At 48.0% G+C, this 18,827-nt stretch carries 14 protein-coding genes and 1 riboswitch; of the genes, 7 read left to right on the top strand and 7 right to left on the bottom strand.

What is annotated here, in order from left to right; all coding sequences use genetic code 11:
- Positions 1 to 115: 115 nt before the first annotated feature.
- The 5 genes from guaB (at position 116) to QMA35_RS06025 (ending at position 8,779) form a co-directional block, all read left to right on the top strand.
- Positions 116 to 1,585: an IMP dehydrogenase gene (guaB, locus tag QMA35_RS06045; protein WP_281646239.1), complete on the top strand. Its 1,470-nt coding sequence runs from the start codon at positions 116 to 118 to the stop codon at positions 1,583 to 1,585.
- 92 nt (positions 1,586 to 1,677) lie between these two features.
- Entirely contained in the window at positions 1,678 to 3,255 is a 1,578-nt protein-coding gene (guaA, locus tag QMA35_RS06040; protein ID WP_281646238.1) for a glutamine-hydrolyzing GMP synthase, read from the top strand.
- Positions 3,256 to 3,488: 233 nt separating this feature from the next.
- Positions 3,489 to 3,750, top strand: a riboswitch (Lysine riboswitch).
- A 155-nt stretch (positions 3,751 to 3,905) separates the two neighbouring features.
- Positions 3,906 to 5,489 (top strand): Na+/H+ antiporter NhaC family protein, encoded by a 1,584-nt coding sequence (locus QMA35_RS06035; protein ID WP_281646237.1) that lies wholly within the window; start codon positions 3,906 to 3,908, stop codon positions 5,487 to 5,489.
- A gap of 102 nt (positions 5,490 to 5,591) precedes the next feature.
- Positions 5,592 to 6,029, top strand: a complete 438-nt coding sequence (locus QMA35_RS06030; protein ID WP_281646236.1) for a CesT family type III secretion system chaperone — start codon at positions 5,592 to 5,594, stop codon at positions 6,027 to 6,029.
- Positions 6,029 to 8,779: a glycosyltransferase family 4 protein gene (locus tag QMA35_RS06025; protein WP_281646235.1), complete on the top strand. Its 2,751-nt coding sequence runs from the start codon at positions 6,029 to 6,031 to the stop codon at positions 8,777 to 8,779. Before QMA35_RS06030 ends, QMA35_RS06025 begins: the two co-directional genes overlap by 1 nt.
- 3 nt (positions 8,780 to 8,782) lie before the next feature.
- Here QMA35_RS06025 and QMA35_RS06020 read toward each other — a convergent pair whose 3' ends face one another.
- The 7 genes from QMA35_RS06020 to QMA35_RS05990 all read right to left on the bottom strand — a co-directional run bounded on the left by QMA35_RS06020 (position 8,783) and on the right by QMA35_RS05990 (position 15,877).
- Complete coding sequence (locus QMA35_RS06020; RefSeq protein ID WP_281646234.1) at positions 8,783 to 9,190, bottom strand: tetratricopeptide repeat protein; 408 nt, start codon at positions 9,188 to 9,190, stop codon at positions 8,783 to 8,785.
- A gap of 32 nt (positions 9,191 to 9,222) precedes the next feature.
- Positions 9,223 to 9,480 (bottom strand): EscF/YscF/HrpA family type III secretion system needle major subunit, encoded by a 258-nt coding sequence (locus QMA35_RS06015; protein WP_281646233.1) that lies wholly within the window; start codon positions 9,478 to 9,480, stop codon positions 9,223 to 9,225.
- Positions 9,481 to 9,536: 56 nt separating this feature from the next.
- Positions 9,537 to 9,788 carry an EscE/YscE/SsaE family type III secretion system needle protein co-chaperone gene (locus QMA35_RS06010; RefSeq protein WP_281646232.1) on the bottom strand — a complete coding sequence of 84 codons (252 nt, stop codon included), beginning with the start codon at positions 9,786 to 9,788 and terminating at the stop codon, positions 9,537 to 9,539.
- On the bottom strand, positions 9,775 to 11,283 hold the full coding sequence (sctD, locus tag QMA35_RS06005) for a type III secretion system inner membrane ring subunit SctD (protein ID WP_281646231.1): 1,509 nt from the start codon (positions 11,281 to 11,283) through the stop codon (positions 9,775 to 9,777). Before sctD ends, QMA35_RS06010 begins: the two co-directional genes overlap by 14 nt.
- Before the next feature lie 186 nt (positions 11,284 to 11,469).
- Entirely contained in the window at positions 11,470 to 13,317 is a 1,848-nt protein-coding gene (locus QMA35_RS06000) for a long-chain-acyl-CoA synthetase (protein ID WP_281646230.1), read from the bottom strand.
- A gap of 36 nt (positions 13,318 to 13,353) precedes the next feature.
- On the bottom strand, positions 13,354 to 14,547 hold the full coding sequence (locus QMA35_RS05995) for an acyl-CoA dehydrogenase family protein (RefSeq protein WP_281646229.1): 1,194 nt from the start codon (positions 14,545 to 14,547) through the stop codon (positions 13,354 to 13,356).
- Positions 14,548 to 14,572: 25 nt separating this feature from the next.
- Positions 14,573 to 15,877, bottom strand: coding sequence for an acyl-CoA dehydrogenase family protein (locus QMA35_RS05990; protein WP_281646228.1), 1,305 nt, complete (start codon positions 15,875 to 15,877; stop codon positions 14,573 to 14,575).
- Between the two features lie 270 nt (positions 15,878 to 16,147).
- Between QMA35_RS05990 and QMA35_RS05985 the strand changes: the two genes are divergently transcribed.
- Both QMA35_RS05985 and QMA35_RS05980 read left to right on the top strand, forming a co-directional pair.
- Entirely contained in the window at positions 16,148 to 17,857 is a 1,710-nt protein-coding gene (locus QMA35_RS05985; protein WP_281646279.1) for an AMP-binding protein, read from the top strand.
- A 167-nt stretch (positions 17,858 to 18,024) separates the two neighbouring features.
- The coding region (locus tag QMA35_RS05980) for an acyl-CoA dehydrogenase family protein (protein ID WP_281646227.1) at positions 18,025 to 18,827 on the top strand (803 nt) is incomplete at its 3' end.

The following is an 18,827-nucleotide window of genomic DNA, read 5'->3' as shown; positions in this document are numbered from 1 at the left end:
CGATAAGAGCAGTTCTGGTGTATGTTTTACGGTTATCTGTCGGGATGATGGGTAATAAATAGAATGAACACTGGTTTTTACACCCAGCTTTTCCTTAACCGGACGGCAAACAAAAATGTTACGTATCGCTCAAGAAGCTCTCACATTTGATGATGTTCTTCTCGTACCCGGCTACTCGGAAGTTTTGCCCAAGTCGGTGTCCTTGAAAACCCGCCTCACCCGCGGAATTGAATTAAATATTCCTCTGTTGTCCGCTGCAATGGATACAGTCACCGAAGCTCGCCTGGCTATTGCCATGGCGCAGGAAGGTGGCATCGGTATTATTCATAAGAATATGACCCCTGAAGAACAGGCAGCTGAAGTGCGCAAAGTTAAAAAGCACGAAAGCGGTATTGTGCGTGATCCAATAACCATTGAAGCAAATGCGACTATTCGTGAACTGATGGTTTTGCGTCAGCAACATAATATTTCCGGTGTGCCAGTTATTGAACAGGGCAACCTTGTCGGAATTATTACCAGCCGCGATGTGCGCTTTGAAACAAATCTGGATAAAACTGTCACGGCTTTGATGACTCCTCTTGATCGTCTGGTCACAGTTCTGGAGGGTACCAGCCAGACTGAAGTTCAGAGTCTTCTACAGAAACATCGCATTGAAAAAGTGTTGGTAGTTGATAAGAACGGCGTTCTGAAAGGCATGATGACCGTTAAGGATATCCAGAAAAACCAGGACTATCCCAACGCTTGTAAAGACGAAAGCGGAAGTCTTCGTGTTGGCGCTGCTGTTGGTACTGGCCCAGAAACTCCTGATCGTGTTGCTGCTCTGGTTGATGCCGGTGTTGATGTGATTATTGTTGATACTGCCCATGGTCACTCTAAAGGCGTTATTGACCGTGTTGCCTGGGTAAAGAAACATTACCCGAATGTTCAGGTTATTGGTGGCAATATCGCTACGGCTGAAGCTGCCAAGGCTCTGGCGGAAGCTGGTGCGGATGGCGTGAAAGTGGGCATTGGGCCTGGCTCCATCTGTACAACCCGTATTGTGACCGGTATTGGTGTTCCACAGATTTCTGCTGTTTCCAATGTAGCTGAAGCTCTTAAAGGCACAGGTATACCTGTCATTGCTGATGGTGGTATTCGTTATTCCGGCGACCTTGCTAAAGCCGTTGTTGCCGGGGCGAATGTGGTGATGATTGGCAGTATGCTGGCAGGTACTGATGAAGCTCCTGGTGAAATTATTCTGTATCAGGGACGAAGCTATAAGAGTTACCGTGGTATGGGTTCTCTCGGAGCCATGGCGCAAAGTCAGGGTTCCAGCGATCGTTACTTCCAGGATGCTAATGCTGGTGCCGATAAGCTGGTTCCAGAGGGTATTGAGGGTCGTGTACCCTATAAGGGCCCGATTAGTGCGATTGTTCATCAAATGATGGGTGGCTTACGTGCCTCTATGGGTTACACCGGTTCCGCAGATATTGAAACCATGCGTAGCCGTCCGGAGTTTGTTCGAGTGACAAATGCCGGCATGCGTGAGTCCCATGTTCACGATGTAACAATTACTAAGGAAGCACCAAATTACAGAGCTGGTTGATAGCTCTGTTCTTGGTCGTTAATAAATAGCCGCTAAATAACCGACTGCTGTCTTTCACCCGGGCAGCAGTCATTGCAGGTGTCAGGACGCTCATGAGCCAGGATATTCATTCCCAGCGTATTCTTATTCTCGATTTTGGTTCCCAGTACACCCAGCTGATTGCCCGGCGTGTGCGGGAGATCGGGGTTTATTGTGAAATTCGTGCTTTCGATATGGATGAACAATCCATACGTGAGTTTGCTCCCAAGGCTGTTATTCTTTCCGGCGGCCCTGAGTCAGTGACCGGAGACGACACTCCTCGTGCTCCAGACGTAGTGTTTGATCTGGGTATTCCTGTATTGGGTATCTGTTATGGCATGCAGACCATGGCTGAGCAGCTGGGCGGAAGTGTCAGCACTTCTGATTTGCATGAGTTTGGTTATGCCAATGTCAATGTTGGTGAAACCTCTGCCCTTCTTCACGATATACAGGATCATGTAGCCGACGGTGGTCAAACCAGTCTTGATGTCTGGATGAGTCATGGTGATAAGGTTGCTTCTCTTCCGGAAGGCTTTGTGCGTATGGCCTGGACGGACAGCTGTCCGTTTGCCGGTATGGCCGATGAAAAACGCAGATTTTACGGTGTTCAGTTTCACCCGGAAGTGACCCATACCAAGCAGGGTGGGCGCGTTCTTGAACGTTTTATCTGTGACATTGCTGGCTGTGAAAAACTCTGGACAGCCGCTGGGATTATTGACGACGCCATTGCTCGTGTGCAAAAGCAGGTTGGTAATAAAACCGTTTTGTTAGGGTTGTCCGGCGGGGTTGATTCCAGCGTAGTTGCGGCACTTTTGCATAAGGCTATAGGCGATCAACTGGTTTGTGTTTTTGTTGATAACGGTCTGCTTCGCAAGAATGAAGGTGATCAGGTTATGGCCATGTTTGCAGAAAACATGGGCGTAAAAGTTATTCGTGTTGATGCTGAAGAAAAATTCCTTTCCCGTTTGGGAGATGTGAACGATCCGGAGCAGAAGCGAAAAATTATTGGTAACACCTTTATTGAAGTATTTGATGAAGAATCAAGTCGCCTCAATGGCGTCAGCTTCCTTGCCCAGGGAACAATTTATCCTGATGTGATTGAATCGGCTGCCAGTAAAACCGGCAAAGCTCATGTGATTAAATCCCACCATAATGTTGGTGGCTTGCCTGATGATATGGCTATGGAACTGGTTGAGCCGTTACGCGAACTGTTTAAGGATGAAGTGCGTAAAATTGGTCTTGAACTTGGTCTGCCTTACGACATGGTTTATCGTCATCCTTTCCCTGGCCCGGGTTTGGGGGTGCGGATTCTTGGTGAGGTTAAACGGGAATATGCTGATATTCTTCGTGAAGCTGATGCGATCTTTATTGAAGAGCTGTATAACGCTGACCTGTACCATAAAACCAGTCAGGCATTCGCCGTATTCCTGCCAGTCAAGTCTGTCGGTGTTGTGGGAGATGGGCGCCGTTATGAATACGTGATTGCTCTGCGAGCGGTAGAAACAATTGACTTTATGACGGCTCGTTGGGCTCATCTGCCTTATGAGTTTCTGGAAAAGGTTTCCAGCCGGATTATTAATGAAATCTCCAAGGTTTCTCGAGTGACTTACGATATCTCAAGTAAACCACCTGCGACTATTGAGTGGGAATAACCCCTCAACCTATCGTTGTGCTTAAGAAATGCCGCCAGGAAACTCTGGCGGCATTTTTTTATCTGTATGTATGGCAGGCAGCTTTCCGATTTGTTGCTACATTTCTATCCAGTGGTTAGTGGATATGACAGATTTGTCATTGTGGTAATGGCTTATTAGGGTGTGGAATGTGCGTGTTTTGTTGAGTGTTGCATTGTGGGTGCGGTTTTCCGTGGGCATAATGCGAACAGGTTTCGAATGGTAGAGGCGCGAAATTCATCAGTCCCTGTTTCTGGAGTAACGTCTACGAGAAACGGTAAAAGGGGATTTCGCCGAAGCTGGCAGAAGGTTAAAACTGCTGGCTGGGGTGTCGCCGAATAGGTGTCACACTGTCACGGTGTTGTTGGATAACAGTTGTCAGATGACGACTTGTTATTGGCAGTACATTCGCCATCTGGGCTTGCCCGGGATGTTGTGATAACACACTTGGGGCAACCGTGGAGTGCTACCAAATCTTGAAAGAAACCTCACAGCCGCAAAGTGCCGAGTTAGGTGTGGGTGGCTGTTCGGTTTTTTTCATATTTGCGCTCCTGATCGTCTAATGTCAGGACGTTACCAGCTGAGTGTTTTCGCTGGTTCTGATCCTGCTCTGATAAATAGAGATCAGTAGTATGGAATTAACAAGCTTTTCTTTTTCCCCTCTTTCGCTTTTGGCACCGGCGGTGGCCATTGGCCTTGCAGTGCTTACCCGTAAAACTCTTCTTTCTCTTGGTGCTGGTATTGTTGTTGGCGCTCTACTGCTGACGGGCTTTTCGCCAATGAATACTGTGCAGTATCTGGTTGATGCTCTGGTTTCCGTGTTCTGGAATGACGGAATCAATACCGGCAGTGTCTTTATTCTTCTGTTCCTGATCAGCCTTGGAATTATGACTAGCTTCATTTCTCTTGCTGGTGGAACCCGGGCCTTTGGTGACTGGGCTCGAAGAAGAATCAAGACTGCCAAGGGGTCTCAGCTGCTTACAGTACTTCTTGGGGTAATTATCTTTATCGATGATTACTTCAATGCACTGGCTGTGGGGAATATTTGTCGACCACTGACAGACCGCAACCGGGTTTCCCGAGCCAAGCTGGCTTACCTGATTGATTCAACGGCTGCTCCTGTGTGCGTGATTACACCGATTTCCAGCTGGGGTGCATATATTATCGCTCTGATCGGAACAATTTTAGCGACTCATGAAGTGACCGACATCACTGCTTTCTCAGCGTTTGTCTCCATGATTCCCATGAACCTGTACGCCATCTTTGCACTGGCAATGGTGATTGCAGCAGCGGCTATGGATTTGAATGTTGGTCCAATGCGCACTCACGCAGACCGGGCAATGCAGGGTGAGTTGTTTGATAGCAGTCGTGGTCAGCCTATGGGAGCCAGTGAAATCGAAGATACTGGCAAAGGCTCAGTTGCTGACCTTGTTGTTCCTGTAGTTGTCCTGGTGTTGTCGACTGTGGCAGCGCTGATTGGTACTGGTGCAGAAGCTCTGGCTTCCGCCGGACAGCCTTTCTCTGTACTTGGTGCCTTTGAAAATACCAATGTTGCTAACTCCCTGCTGTTTGGTGGTTTGGTGGGCCTGATTGTCAGTTTTGTCATGCTGGCCCGTCAGCGAGTAGCTGGCAGTCGGGTTATGGATGCTCTGACTGCGGGCGTGAAGTCCATGATGGGAGCGATCTACATTCTGATCTTTGCTTGGGTACTGGTGGATGTTATTGGTAATCTGGAGGCTGGTAAGTATCTGGCCAGCCTGGTGGGGGACACTATTAGTACTTCCTGGCTGCCTGCACTGGTGTTCCTGATTGCGGGTGCCATGGCTTTTGCAACCGGAACTAGCTGGGGAACCTTCGGTATTATGCTGCCAATTGCTGGAGATATGGCTGCAGCCACTGACCTGATGCTGATCATGCCAATGATGGGAGCTGTACTTGCTGGAGCGGTGTTTGGTGATCATTGTTCACCAATTTCAGATACCACGATTCTTTCCTCTACCGGGGCATCTTGCCACCATATTGATCACGTAATGACTCAGCTTCCTTACTGTACCACTGTGGCTGCTATCTGTTTTGTGGGTTATCTGGTGATTGGTACTACAGCTTCCGTTGCTCTCGGTGTTCTTACTAGCGCTGTACTGTTTGTGCTGGTATTGCTGGTTTTCCGTAAGCTCTCGTTTATGGGTAAGAAAGTACAGACACAAACCTTTGCCTGATTCTCAACTAATTTGATCCGATAGCTAAGCCCGCAATTCTGCGGGCTTTTTACTTTGCAGTCCTGACGATTTCGGCCGACATTTAAGAAGAGCCTGGCAGGGATGCAACAGATGAATCTTGATGAGTTAATAACCAAATTTTCAAGAAATAATGGTATTGATAAACTCGAAAATAATAATGGCCGTTACCTTATAGAAATGGAGGGAGTGGATGTCTCCTGCTATGAGGATGGTGGTAAATATTATCTGCTATCTGACCTTGGGCCTTTGTCTAAAGCGACAGGGCAGAGACAGAGTGACACCCGCCTGTTATTGGACAAAAGCCTTGGCCTGATTCGTGACCAACGCAGTAGCTTGACTTTGGATGAGGCTGCCGGTGTTTATCAGCTCTATCAGCGCCTGCCCTCGGATGTGCTTATCGAAGACTTTCAGGAAGCGATAGAAAGCTTTGGTGGTTGTTGTCTTTATTATCAGGGGCTTCTTGGGCAAAACTCAGGGAGCGGCGGCGTAGTTCCCCCCGCTGGCGGTATGATGCTCTGATGGCTCTTTTCGGAACAGTTCTCCCTGCAGATAAAGGTGTTCTGGATGGTTATATCAATGGCCTGCGTGAAGCTAACAGCAGTTTTCTGATTTCGTTGATCCGTTATTCTGATTTCTTTGATCAATTTCATTTCTTTGCTGCAGAGGGCGATGTTGAAGCCCGGCAAATGTGTTGGGATCAGTGGCTGGAAACGGAACAGTTAGAAAAAACAGTTCAAGTATTCCCCGTTGAACTGCTACCCGCCAGTTTTGCGGCTTCAAATTACGATCTGTTTTACTCTGGTGATCCTTACCTGAGCTACCTCCTGGAATTAAGAGATGCTTTCGCTTCGCAACCCTTCCCTATTGTTGGGCGTACTCATGCGTTAAGTCAGGATATTACTCTTGGTGTATGGAAAAACTTGCTTCTCTCTCCTTCACAATCTTATGACTCGATTTTGTGCAGCAGCCAGGCATCTATTCGTGTTGTTGGAAACTTGCTAGAAGAGGCTGGAGTAAGGGTTGGAAAAGAATTTCATGGAAGCCTGAAAAAAATGCCTCTTGGTGTGGAGGCTCTTGATTCTTCAGTAGGTCAAAACAGGGCACGGGAAGCTCTTGGTTTGCCTGAAGGTGGAATAATTATCCTGTGCCTGGGAAGGCTGTCACCTGTAGATAAGTCTGATCTTCATCCTCTTCTCAGGGCATTTGCTGATCTTTATGACCGCTATGGGCAGGAAAACTGCTATCTCTATATCTGTGGGCAGGCCAGTGCAGATGATGACTATGTTACTTCTTTGGTTAATCTTGCGGGACAATTAGCGATTGAGTCCCAAGTGTTGTTTAACTTTGATTTAGCCCATGAAGATAAACATCTTGCATTTAATGCCGCGGATATTTTTGTTTCGCTGGCAGACTCTGTTCAAGAAAGTTTCGGTATTGCGCCAGTTGAAGCCATGTCTGCAGGTATTCCAGTCGTATTGTCTGACTGGAATGGTTATCGTGAGTTGATAACTCACAGTCAGGAAGGCTTGTTAGTACCAACAGTATGGGGAGATGTTGATGGTTTGATTGCTCCCGGAGCTTATTTTGAGCCTGGGAAAGCCCAGTTGGCTCAAGCTCAGTCGGTAGCAATATGTGTTAGTTCGCTATCCGCAAACCTTAACACTTTAGTAAGTGACTCTTCCCTCAGGAAAAAAATGGGAGTCTGTGGGCAAGAAAGATATAAACAAAACTATGCCTGTAAAAATGTTATCCGTGAGTTTGACGTTTTTAGTCGTGAGTTAGCTACGCAAGCTCGTGAGGATGTTGTTCAGCCAAGTGGGAAGTTGAAATCTCTGCATTACGGTCGAGTTTTCAAAGGTTATGAATATGAAGAAATAAACAGTGGTCAATTATTGAAAACCTCTCTGGCTGGCCGGCAGATGCTTTCTGGGATTGTTGCACCTGTTTGTCTGGATGCTTTGGGAATGATTTTGCCGGTTCAGCATTTGCCCTTTGTATTGAAGGCTTGTCTGACAGGTTGCGCTGTTGAAACTGTGCGAAGCTCCAGTGGTATGGCTCGAGCCCAGACAGATATGTTGATTCTTTGGGCACTTAAACACGACCTGTTAGTAAGGCGGGATTCACCTGAGCTTTCTGGTGCGGCATTACAGGTTAGGTACCAGAAGAGTAGAAATATTTATGTTGTCCGTGTGCTGAATAATATTTATCGGCGTGTGCTGGAGTGCCGTACAAGGTTCTCTTCAGTGTTCGGTATTCAGGGAGCGCTCAGCACAATAAAGCCTCTATCGGAAAAGGGTTATGGGGGAGCGTGCCGTATCTCCTTTAGCTGTGGTGGGAATCTCGTTTACAAACCTGTAGATATGCGGTTGGAGGAAGCTCTTGTTAAAAAGTCGGGGCTGAGCGGGCTTTTTAATAGCGGGGTGGGAAGGCCGGTTTTTGCAGAAGGAGGCGAGATTCTCTTCGAGAAGGATCGAAGAGGGAGGTATGGATTTCGTCGTTACCTCGCTGGAGATAAGATCTCACCTTCTACTGATATGAAAGCTTTGGGGTATTTGTCAGCTTTTGTATTGTTGACGGGGATGTCTGATGCTCATTTGGATAATTTTTTGGTTTGTGAAGATAAGATTCACCTTCTTGATGCCGAAATGGTGTGTTATCCGGAGGTTCTGGAGCGCTTATCTGCTGAATTGTCTAATAATATCCTTCCGGAAAGCTGGTTACAGTCCAGCCTTTCTTTGACTCGCATTGAAATTCTTTGGGATAACATTCTGGCTCAAGGGTGGATGCCAGAAGGTTCTGATGTAGATGCTGTTATCTCAGGATTTGAACAGGGGCTTAGAGTCTTCCAGTGTGTATCGGATCAGTGGCGTGAAAGTATGCTCCGGTTTGCAGAGTTACCCTGTCGCATTGACCCTGTGCCCTTCAACTCCGCAGATCCAATTATTGAGCAGGTGAAAGCTCTAGATTTGCAGGCACTCAATTCGTTGTCAGAGCTTAAGGCCGATATTCGTGTTCAAGCTCGGAGAGTGCTGCGACAGTTAGGCGTTGGGGCTGAGCAGCAGACAATTGAAAGGTTGGTGAGAAGCTGGATGAAAGGTCAGCATTTGGTTGATTATCTTGTGCCTGACTCGAAAGTGAAGGAACGAATCCGCAGCATCTCTTCAGCTATGTCTGATGAAAGGTCTCCTGATACAAGTTTTGCCATAGGGTCGTCCTGGTTGGCAGTACTATACCGGGAGTGGCTTATGGAAAGGTGTGGCCTTGACTGAAAATCAGTGAAGGCCGGGAGCAGCAGGTTTCTTATTGGCGTGCTGGCGAAGTTCGGAAAGAAGGTTCGATGCCAGAGATGCGGCCAGCGTATCATCACTGTCGGTAATTCCATTCAAACAGCGTTCGCTTTCACTGCTTCTGCCTAGAAGCATCAGGGCCATCCCCATAAATGCCTGAACAGTGGCATTGTCTGGTTCCAGTTTCAGAGCTTTTTTCTCAAGTGTGTCGAGAGCTTCCTGGTGCATATTCAGGTTCATATAGTTCAGGGCTGACCCGATATGAGGTAGAACACTGTCTGGTCTGGCAAGTTCAATGGCATCGAACAGGGCTCTTGCCTGCTTGGAAAAGCCGCCGCTTGTTGCCATAAAACCGATATCGGCCAGGAGTCTGAGTGTTTCTGCGCTTACCATTTTGGGCTTCCCTGCTCAGATGCTTTTAGTCGTTAGTTGATTTTCTGAATGATGCTTTGTCCAGTGTCCTTAATGGACTTGATCACACCACTCTCGAGGCTGTACATCATAGTCAGCTTATTAATCTCTTGTTGGAACTGAATCAGGTCTGCCATGTTGCTGGGATCCAGGTTTTCCATTCGGGCTTCAACTTGGCTTTCAAAATCTTTCAGCTTGTCGTTAAGGCGTGCGGTAGTCTCATTAAAACTGAGATTTGCAGAACCTGCTGCGCCATAATCTTGTCCTGACATATCCTTCTCCCTTCAGGGTCATAAATCAGTTTAGCTGCTTCAGCCTGGTAAATAATTTAGTGCTGCTTTTCTGGCATATGGTGCTTAAACCAAGTCAATTCTATAACCTTGATTGCATGTTCTATGGCGCCGATCAGAGCTTCGGTGCTGGCAAACTGGTCGGGAGAAAGCCCGGAATTCTTTTTGCTCTTCAGTGTTTCGGTATCAGCGTTCAACTGGTCAATCAGTTGGTTCTTGTAGCTGCCATCTGAATCTGTTGCCAAGCGATCTTCCGTAACTGACAGAGAAACAAACTCATTGTCCGCCATTGCCCCCTCCTATGAAGTACTTAATTCGTTCCTGACCTAACTTGAGGGTCAGATATTCCAGATTGATATTTTCAAGTATATATCCGTTTTTCAGCTTCGCCCCCCGCAGATACTTCTCCCCGTTATCAAGGATGACATAGGGAATTCGCCCCAAGCTGACACTTTTAATTTTTAGAAGTGGCTGCATGGTGGCCAGATCTGTAGCCGGTAGGGTGACATCAATTACCAGTTGAGGGCGATTACTGTACTTTTCTCGGAAATTCTGGACGATTTCCTTCAGGTAGTAACCCTGCGAAGCATCGCCAAGACGCCCTTTCAAAATGACTTTGCCCGGAGTTTCCAGCAAGCGGATTTTCTGGGATAAGCCTCTCTCTTTTAGCATGGTGCGAAGGGTTTTCAGGCGAGTGACTTGATATTCTACCTGGTCGACGATTGAAACCAGTCCATGGACTTCCTGCTGCAGAACTTCACGAATTCGACCCACTTCCTTGGGGTTGGCTGCGTAACCACTGAGGACAAGAGAGCCTGGGGTTGTATCGAGTTCAATGCTCATCTGCTTAAAGTCATACTGTTCGAGAACTGCTGCGGCGTTTGCCCGCATTTCGTTCATTACTACCGCTTGAAAGGTGTAGGGAACCTGGGCATCGTTAAGGGCTTTTTGCAGGCCATCTTTCACATTGTTGTCTGCGACATAACCTGAAATGATGACCGAACCATCAGGCAGTTTCTTTAAAGACACATCCTGGATATTCATTTGTGTGATGATGACTTCAGCGGTTTGTGCTGGAGTGATGTTTTCAAGGGCTGTCTTTTCGGGATCGGTCATCGTCCATAGCCAGAAGAAGCCACCAATCAAAATAGAGAAGAAACCACCCAGTGCCATACCGCCTAAAACAAAGGGGTGTCGCTTGCACCAGCCAAAGAAATCAAAACTTACCGAAGCACTGTTCATTGAGTTGAATAAAGATGAAAACACCCCCGGTTTACTTCTGGCTGCTTTTTCTTTCAGGCCTCTCTCTTCTTCAAGATCTGAAAGCTCATCGTCATCAACTTGATCGTCAATGATGGGAATATTGTCTTCGAGCACGATTTCTTCAGGGGCACTGGCAGTATGTGAAGTAGCAGTGGGTTTTGCGGGCTGTTGAGGCGTTAAGGTTGCTGGTGGGCCAGAAAGGCTCAGCTCGGGCCATGGCTGGCCAATAGCCCCCACGGCAAAGTAGAGGCTGCCAGCCATAACCACAGTGTGAGGTTGCAGGGCGAAACTGTCGGGCTGAGGTTCTCCAGAGAGGTAAATACTCTGTCCCTGAGCCAGATTAGTCACCTGAACTTCTTCAGGGCTTATATTCAACTCAATATGGCGCTCGGCAAGAGTGTCATCGGTTAAAACGAGGTCGCACTCTTCATGCCGGCCAAGTGTCCAGGTACCGGAATCAAGGGGTATCTCAGCCCCTACATGGGGGCCGGAAAGAATTTTCAGAGCCCAGACTTCTGCCATTTCCGTTATCCGTAACGTGCTGACGTGGCAAACTATTCCTTAGTTATCGGCTAGGTGGCGCTCCTGCTGATAGACCACTCCCGATTAAAAAAGGTTATGTGAGAGAAGTGGATATTTCCACTGGTAATAAATATTGGCGTTAATAAAGGGGAAATAGGCTCGCAAAAGCGAGCCTTGTGAAGATAATTAAAACCGTATCTGCTTGCTGTTGATCTGTTGATACATATCGCCAGTCAGAGGCTGATAGCGATTATCTTCTGGAAGCAGAGCCAACACTGGCTCATTGATAGCTTCAATATCATAAGCTTCTTTTTTTAGATCACCCTTCTGGGCTTTAAAGGTTGAGGTGATCTGCTGCTGTTCCCTGATGCGAAGGAACAATGGAATGGCATAGCCGGGCAGTTCGTTACGAACGTAGCTGGTAAGGTCGCTCAGGCACAGTTCGGCAATTGTGCAGTCCAGTGTCAGGGCAGCCATTCCTGCGCGGCCATCAGCGCCGGGGACGCTAACCCCGTAAACAACAGCATGTTCAACCCCCGGAAATTTATTCAACACACCTTCGACTTCAGCTGTTGCCACATTCTCGCCTTTCCATCGGAAGGTATCTCCAAGACGGTCGGCAAAGTCGATATGCATCCAGCCCTGTTTAACAACCAAGTCTCCGGTATTGATAAAGCAATCGCCCTTCTTGAACACATTACGGAATAGTTTGTTTTCAGTGGCGTCACTGGATGTGTAACCATCGAATGGGCTTTTGTCCGTCACCTTGGCCAGTAGCAGGCCTTTTTCACCGGTCTTAACCTTGATCATATGACCTTTCCTGTTAAGAAACGGTTTGTCGTTTTCCACATCCCATTTGATAATTGCGTGGGGGAGTGGGCAGCAGCCGGTTGTACAGTCCAGGTTCATAGCGTTGGTGAACAGCAGGTTTACCTCACTGGCACCATAAAACTCGTTAATATGCTTAATGCCAAAGCGTTGTTTGAACTCCATCCAGATATCAGGCCTCAGGCCATTACCGAGAATGATCCTGACGTTGTTCACATTGTTATCGGGTTGTTCTGGCTGGTTGTAGAGGTAGCGGCACAGCTCTCCGATATAGCAGAATGCAGTGGCCTGATATTTACGAACATCCTGCCAAAAACGGGAAACGCTGAACTTCCTGGCTATCGCCAGACAGGCACCATTCCCCAGAACTGCTGAAAGAGTCAGTGTCAGGGCATTGTTGTGATAGAGGGGCAGGGAGCAATAAAAAACATCATCTTCACGGATACGCATAGATGCCATACCGATACCTGCCATCGCCTTGAACCAGCGATAGTGGCTCATGATTGAGGCTTTAGGCATGCCGGTGGTTCCGGAGGTGAAAACGTAGAACGCTCTTTGGTGCAGCTGGATATTTCCGGTTGTCCCCGGGTTTTCGTCAGGCTCTATCTTTACCTTCCGTGCTAAGTCTTTGTAGTTATCTGGAGCAGATTTACTGCTGTTGTCAGCAACAAACCAAAGGTTTTTAGCCACATTTTCAGGAAGCTTTTCGTGCACTTCATCAACGGCGTGGGTCAGTTCTTCACCAACAATAATGGCGCTCGGAGAAGTAATGCGCACACTGTGTAACAATACTTCCTGACGTTGGCTGGTGTTCATCATGGTAGCGATGCCACCCAGTTTCAGCGTGGCAAGGGCGGTCAGCAGTAATTCCGTCCTGTTCTCCAGCAGCAGACCAACAACATCTCCCGTGCCGATTCCATTTTTCTGGAGGACGTGAGCTATACGGTTTGTTTCCCGGTTAGCTTCATCGTATGTCAGGGTGCGAGTTTCATCTCTCAGGAATGGTCTGTTCGGGTAACGCTGCGCCTGTTGCTCCATAAGTAAGCCAATAGACTTCTTCTGTGTTGGCTTCAGGGTGGCGAGATGGAACAAACCCTTCGCGATCTTGGGTATGTCACCAATCAATCCAAACTGGGATTTGAAAATATTAAATAGGTTGACATGTCTCGGGGCCGGTTTTGCGGCCGTTGTTTTTATTGTTGTCATGAGAGTTAACCTGTTACATCGTGAATAAATAGTTATTTACTTCAATTCAGCCGACGTTTTTTCCAGTACTCGCCTGGCGATTATCAGCTTTTGTATTTGTTGTGTCCCCTCAAATATGTCAAGGATTTTGGAATCTCTTGCCCATTTTTCCAGTAATTCATCCTCAAGATAACCGCTGGTGCCACATAAGGCTGCACAATCCAGAGTAACCTTGTTGGCAACTCGGCCGGCTTTGGCTTTTGCCATAGACGCTTCTTTAGAGTTCGGTTGCCCGTTATCCGCCATCCATGCGGCTTTCAAGGTTAGCAGCCGTGCAGATTCCAGGTTGGCTTCCATATCTAAAAGAGCTGCTTCAATAGCGCTCTGATCCTGGCTGGCTTTAGTATAAGAAAGCTTATTGTTAAGCAGAAGCTCACGGCTTTTTTCCAGTGAGGCTCTGGCAACACCTATGGCCATAGCTGCAACAACGGGACGGGTATTGTCGAAAGTCTGCATCACTCCGCCAAACCCTTTCTGGGTATCGATTTCTGGATTTCCGAGAAGGTTCGATTTTGGAATACGGCAGTCGGTGAAATTAATGGCTGCTGTATCTGAGGCCTTGATGCCAAGCTTTTTTTCAAGGCGGACCACTTCCATCCCGGGGGTTCCTTTTTCAACAACAAAGGACTTGATAGCCGCGCGTCCAAGAGATAAGTCAAGGCTGGCCCACACAACAACTGCTTCAGCCCGTTCACCACTGGTCACATAAATTTTTTCACCGTTGAGGATGTATTCGTCACCATCCTCAACCGCAGTGGTTCGAATCGCTGCAGAATCTGAACCTGCTGAAGGTTCAGTAATTGCCATGGCAGACCACTTGTGACCAAAACGAGCCATCTGCTCATCGTTTGCGACCGCAGCAATAGCTGCGTTACCCAGTCCCTGGCGGGGCAGGCTAAGGGCTAAACCGGTATCTCCCCAGCACAACTCTGTGAGGCCAAGAACAGTAGACATATTGGTGCCGTTACGGACACCTTCACCATGCTGCTGCTGGCTGAGTTTTCCGGCTCCGGCAGCACCACCGGTGGCATCATTCATGGCATCTAAAAGAGAGGCCAGCATATCCAACTCTACCGGATAAGTGTGTTCTGCCCGGTCATATTTACGGGAAATAGGGCGAAACACTGCCTGGGCGACTTGATTGGCCTGATTGATCAGGCCTTTGAATTTTTTGGGAACTTCCAGATACATGGCTTTTGTTCTCTACCTTTCCGTTCTAAATAATTAGACTGCCAGCGAGCAGGGGAATAGCGCGTAAGTCTCGATACCAGCGTTCAACAGGGTGTTCCTGAATAAAGCCATGGCCACCAAGAAGCTGTACGCCGTCGGTACCTATCTCCATACCTTTGGTGCAGCAGAGGTAATGAGCCAGGCGGGCTTCCCGGGTGCAGCTATCTCCACGTTCAGCCCGGCTTGCTGCTCGTGTGGTAAGCAGGCGCATGCCTTCAAGCTCTGTGGCTATATCCGCAATCATAAAAGCCACAGATTGGCGATGACTGATGGGCTCACCAAAAGCCTCACGCTCATTGCAGTAGGGCACTGTGTAATCAAGAACAGCCTGAGAGGTTCCGCAGGCAAGTGCAGAAGCGGCTATCTGGCTGAGAGAAAGCCACTGCTGAAAGCAAAAGCTGTTAGCATTCAGCTGGTGGTCTTTGGGGATATCAACATTCTTAAGAGTCAGTGAGCCGGTGTCCGCACTGTGCAAACCCATTGCCGGAGTTGGAGATACCGTCAGCCCTTTGCTGTTTCTGGGGATAAGAAATAAGCCATTTTCCTTTGTTGAAAGTGCAGCAGTGACCAGGAAAAACTCAGCAGTGGAGCTCAGTGCAACAAGGGTTTTGGTTCCATTAAGTCGGTAACCGGATGATTTAGCTTTGGCTATACAGTTCAGGGAAGCTTGCGTTTGTGTTGTGCCTGGCTCTTGGTGAGCCAGTGTCCCTTGAATACGCCCACTTTCAGCCAGTTTGTCCAGCCAGTGTTTTTTCAAGGATGGCTGCCCCCAGCGGGTAATGCATAGCGCTGCAGAAACAGGGGAAAGAAGTGCTAACGCCTGCCCCATATCTCCACGGGCAAGTTCTTCAGTGAGCAGTTGCCAGGTTTCTGAAGCGTGAGCCATTTCCATGCCTTCGAAGGATTCTGGCAGCACGAAATATCCCATGCCCAGCTCATCGCTTTCCTGCCAGGTTTGTTCGCTGGGCTGACGTGCTTTCGCAGCACTTTCTGCATTTGTTCGCAGGTTTTCGGCCAGTCGTTCAGCGTTATCGCGAATCATAAGCTGTTCGTCTGAGAGATTCAGATCGAACAAAAGAGAACTTCTGCTCTCGGCTTTTTGCGGATTGCTGCTGGAAGAATTTTTACGCTTGTTTTTGAGCGTTTCCTGCCCTTTGATAAGAGCTGTGAATCCCTGCTTGGTAACTGTATAAGCTAGCTTTTCTGCAGGTTTTCTTAGACCCAGGCGACTCACAAGCGGAGAGCCAGCAAACCGGTTTGTAAGGTTAAGAGCGAAACCAATGGCATTCATAAATAGGCGTGTTTCTGTTTTTTATTGGTAAAAATACGAACAATCTTAGAATTAATGCTTAATTGTCGCTATCATACGCACGTCGTTTGTCAGCCCATTAGGCTGGCAGACAGTCAGGGGGCAACCAATGACTGCCGGGCAGGGGGATGTTGGCACTGGTGTCAATCACTTTGAGAGTGATTGCCAGGCTGACTTGACTCGTTTCGGGTCACTACCGGTGGGATGCGGGGTTGCCGCGAAATGATAAATAACAAAAAAAGTGATTCGCTTATGGATGCTCAGTTCTGGAATGGCAAGCGTGCTCCGGGCGTTCAGGATGCCATAAACCCTGATGAGTACTCTTCAATCCTTGAAGTGTTTGAGGAGTCAGTAAAGAAACATGCGTCCAGACCAGCGTTTACTGGTATTGGCCACACTCTGACTTATCGTGAAATCGATGAGTTAAGTACTCAATTTGCGATTTATCTGCAAAATTACACAGATCTCAAACCTGGAGATCGAATTGCTATTCAGATGCCAAACCTGCTGCAATTTCCAATTGCAGTTTATGGGGCGTTAAAAACCGGCCTTGTTATCGTGAATACCAATCCGCTCTACACTGCCCGGGAGATGCATCACCAGTTCAATGATTCCGGAGCCAGAGCTCTGGTATTCATGGATGTATTCGGACATATGGTGGAAGAGATCATTGCGGATACGCCTGTTGAACATCTTATTGTCACCAGTATTGCGGACTGTCTTCCCGCTCCCAAGCGGCCTTTAATTAATTTTGCAGCCAAGCATGTGAAGAAAATGGTTCAGCCATTCAACCTTCCCGTGGCAGTGAAATTCCGTAAAGCGCTGAACCTGGGTGGCAAAAAAACCTATGTTCGCCCACCCTCTGCACAATCCAGTGATATCGCCGTGCTGCAGTACACTGGTGGTACGACAGGCGTGGCTAAAGGTGCGATGCTGACTCATCGTAATATTATTGCCAATATGCAGCAGGCTAAGGCGCATCTTTCCCAGCTGGATCATGATGGCAACCGGATTAACGAGCCGGGTAAAGAGACTATCGTGGCACCGTTGCCCCTTTATCACATCTACGCTTTTACAGTGCACTTGATGGCGATGGTGGAAGAAGGTAATCACAGTATCCTGATTGCCAACCCTCGTGATACTGGCATGTTTATCAAGATGATTAAGCCTTGGCAGTTCACAGCCTTTATTGGTTTGAACACATTGTTTGTCAGCCTGATGAATCACCCTGAATTCAAGAAGCTGGACTTCAGCAAGCTCAAGCTGACTCTTTCTGGTGGTACTGCCCTGCAGGGAGATACAGGTACTCGTTGGAAGGAGGCAACAGGAACTGTTGTATCTGAGGCCTATGGTCTGACTGAGTGTTCTCCGGCAGTAACAATCAACCCTGTCCTGGATCTGGCTCAGCCTGGCACGGTTGGTCTGCCTGTTCCAAGTACAGCGTTAAAAACTGTTGATGCTGACGGCAATGAAACACCTGTTGGTGAGCGTGGTGAACTGTGCGTGAAAGGCCCTCAGGTTATGAAGGGTTACTGGAAGCGCCCAGATGCTACTGCTGAAATCTTCGATGAAGATGGCTGGCTTAAAACTGGTGATGTGGCTGTTATCGCTGAAGATGGTTTTGTGAAAATCGTAGACCGAATCAAGGATATGGTTCTTGTTTCCGGGTTTAACGTTTATCCAAACGAAATCGAAGATATTGTGGTTGCACATCAGGGGGTTGAGAACTGCGCAGTTATCGGGATTCCAGATGACAAAACCGGCGAAGCTGTGAAACTGTTCGTAATACCTTCTGACAAGTCTCTTACCGAAGCAGCGGTTAAAGAGTACTGCAAGATAAATCTGACTGCGTACAAGGTACCCAAGCAGATTGAGTTCCGTGATGAGTTGCCCATGACCCCAGTTGGTAAGATTCTGCGCAAAGATTTGCGCGCAGAGGAGCTGGCTAAACAGGCAGGTTAATATTGATCGGTGGGCGCCAGCAGATGCTGGCGCCCATTGGTCGATAGCCCAAAATCCTCTCGCCTATGGCTCCCTAGCCAATACAAGTTGTTCCCCCCTTTTCCACAATGCTTGCGTCTGAGTTAGCCCTTTGTTCTGGGCTGTACACCGTTAAGGAGATGCAAAGCATGCCTGAGTACAAAGCGCCCCTAAGGGATATGAAGTTTCTGATGGATGATGTTCTTGATATGGACTCCCATTACAAAACACTTCCCTCTGCGGATGAAATGAGCCCGGATCTGATTGAGGCCATTCTCAATGAAGGGGCCAGGTTTTCCGAGAATGTTCTTTCGCCACTGAATCAGACAGGTGATGAGGAAGGTTGTCACTGGGAAAACACAGAAGTTCGTACTCCCAAAGGTTTTAAAGAAGCCTATCAGCAGTATGTTGATGGTGGTTGGCAGTCGTTGGCTCATCCTCCTGAGTATGGCGGTCAGGGGCTGCCGTTGTCTCTGGGTATGATGGTTTCAGAAATGGTGGGAACCGCTAACTGGTCCTGGGGTATGTATCCTGGTTTGACCCTTGGCGCCATGAATACTGTGTATCTCCATGGTTCGGAGGAGCAGAAGCAGACTTACCTTACCAAAATGACCTCTGGTGAATGGGCGGGCACCATGTGTCTGACTGAACCTCAGTGTGGTACAGACCTTGGTCAAGTGAAAACCAAGGCTGAGCCCCAGGAAGACAGTTCCTATCTTATTACTGGAACCAAGATCTTTATTTCTGCTGGTGAGCACGATCTGACAGATAATATTGTCCACATTGTTCTAGCCCGGTTGCCCAATGCTCCTAAAGGAACTCGTGGTATTTCCTTGTTTATTGTTCCCAAATTTAATGTCGCTGAGGATGGTGGCGTTGGCGAGCGTAACGGTGTTAGTTGTGGTTCTCTCGAAAAGAAGATGGGAATCAAGGCTTCTGCGACCTGTGTTAT

The organism is Parendozoicomonas sp. Alg238-R29, assembly GCF_947331445.1.
Classification (GTDB): Bacteria; Pseudomonadota; Gammaproteobacteria; order Pseudomonadales; family Endozoicomonadaceae; genus Sansalvadorimonas.
The sequence above is the reverse complement of the archived record's forward strand: the minus strand, read 5'-3'. Positions and strand labels throughout refer to the sequence as shown.